This is a genomic window from Chamaesiphon sp. OTE_75_metabat_556 (assembly GCF_031378165.1).
Taxonomy (GTDB): Bacteria; Cyanobacteriota; Cyanobacteriia; order Cyanobacteriales; family Chamaesiphonaceae; genus Chamaesiphon.
The window spans coordinates 1-1822 of sequence record NZ_JANNDR010000056.1 but is presented as its reverse complement, the minus strand read 5'-3'; the positions used below and the strand labels follow the sequence as shown (position 1 = coordinate 1822).

Annotated in this window: 2 protein-coding genes; both read left to right on the top strand. The window is 41.3% G+C overall.

Going from position 1 to position 1822, the window contains the following annotated elements:
- Nucleotides 1-347: 347 nt before the first annotated feature.
- On the top strand, nt 348-1310 hold the full coding sequence (locus tag RMO27_RS02885; protein ID WP_309728902.1) for a J domain-containing protein: 963 nt from the start codon (nt 348-350) through the stop codon (nt 1308-1310).
- A complete protein-coding gene (locus tag RMO27_RS02880; RefSeq protein WP_309728900.1) occupies nt 1307-1606 on the top strand; it encodes a chaperone modulator CbpM in 300 nt (99 codons plus the stop codon). The genes RMO27_RS02885 and RMO27_RS02880 overlap by 4 nt, the downstream gene beginning before the upstream one ends.
- Nucleotides 1607-1822: the final 216 nt, after the last annotated feature.

Below are 1822 nucleotides of genomic sequence, written 5' to 3'. Positions count from 1 at the left end.
ACTTAAGGTTAACCGTTAAAATCCATAGCCCTCTCTCTCCAAAGATAGAGACAAGGGAAAAACAGTAAAGAATGTTACTTATCTTCATCAAAAGAGACTGTACGATACTCATGACTTATCAGGGCTTGATTCCGTGGATCGTAGGCATTTTTCGACCATCTAAATCATCAAGTATTGACAATTGAAAAATCCTCTCTTTCTATTGACATAGATTGTAATAAAAAAGCGATGATTATATCTATCTAAAGGTTGATTCATTCATAAGCTATCTTCCGGTATAAGTAGAGCATGTAAATTGCAGGAGCCACAGGCCGATTACAGATTAATTCCTAATTCAAAGGTCAGTGATGGCAACCGCAACAGACTTCAAAGACTATTACGTCACATTAGGCTTGAGCAAAACTGCCACTCCTGAAGAAATTAAGCGGACATATCGCAAAATGGCACGGAAGTGCCACCCTGATCTGAATCCTGGTGACAAAGAAGCAGAAACAAAATTCAAAGATCTTAACGAAGCCAATGAAGTACTATCTGATCCTGAGAAACGACAGAAGTATGACCAGTTTGGTCAACATTGGAACCAACCGGGTTATAGTGAACCGCCGCCCAGTAGAAATAGTGGTTCCAATGTAGATTTTGATCAACACGGCGACTTCAATTCTTTTATTAACGATTTACTAGGTCGATCCTCAAGAGCTGCTTCAGCAGGATCTTCTCAGAATCGAACTGGCAATTTTAACGATTTTGGCGGCGGATTTCGATCTCAAGCACCCTCCCCAGATACCGAGGCGGCGATCGCACTCACCTTCTTAGAAGCATTTCAGGGAGTTCAACAGCGACTACTACTCAACGATGAAAAAATTAACGTCCGTATTCCTGCTGGTGCCAAACCGGGCAGTCGCATTAAGCTAGAGGGCAAAGGTAGTCCTAGTCCATTTTCTCAACAGCGTGGAGATTTATATCTCACGATCGAGCTACGGCCTCATTCCTTTTTTAAATTTGATGGTGATAACCTAATTTGTGATATTCCAATTCGCCCAGATGAAGCAGTTCTAGGAGCTGAAATTACCATCCCAACTCCTGATGGCAATGTAAAAATCAAAGTCCCCAAAGGCACCAAATCGGGGCAATCTCTGCGATTGCGCGGTAAGGGCTGGACATTACCCAAAGGGGGACGAGGAGATTTATATGCCAAGCTCCAAATTGTGACACCACAAGATCTGAATTTGATCGAGCAAGAATGCTACGAAAAGATCCAAACAAACACCAGCTTTAATCCCCGCGCCCATTTAGAGGATATTAAGTTATGAGTTCTTCCACAATAGTAGTTGTATCTGCTGATGAACAGCTTTACACCTTTGAATATGCCGCATCAGTTACTGAGACTTCGATCGCCGTAGTACAGGTTTATATTCACTTGGGAATTATTGAACCGATCAGGGATTTACTAAACTCCCGTGAAATTGCCCGAATAGCTCAAATTCGGCGGCTACGTCAAGACTTAGGATTGAATATTACCGGAGCTGCCATGGTGCTTGATATGGCTCAAGAAATTGCTCAATTACGGGCGCAGCTTAAGGCGCATCAATCGTTTGGGCATTGGTAGCGATCTCTATTCACCAAATCGATATGCTATTGATTGCTATGACTGGTATCATGTTGGTGATCATTTTGATCCTAGTGAATTTAGTAGTTAAACTTACATTTTTTACCAAGACTTGGTGATCCAAAGATCGAAACATAACAAAAATTGAAGATATATCCTCACAAGTTCCTCATTCTATTTTTGTAGTCTAAAACATAATCGATATTCTCTTCATCT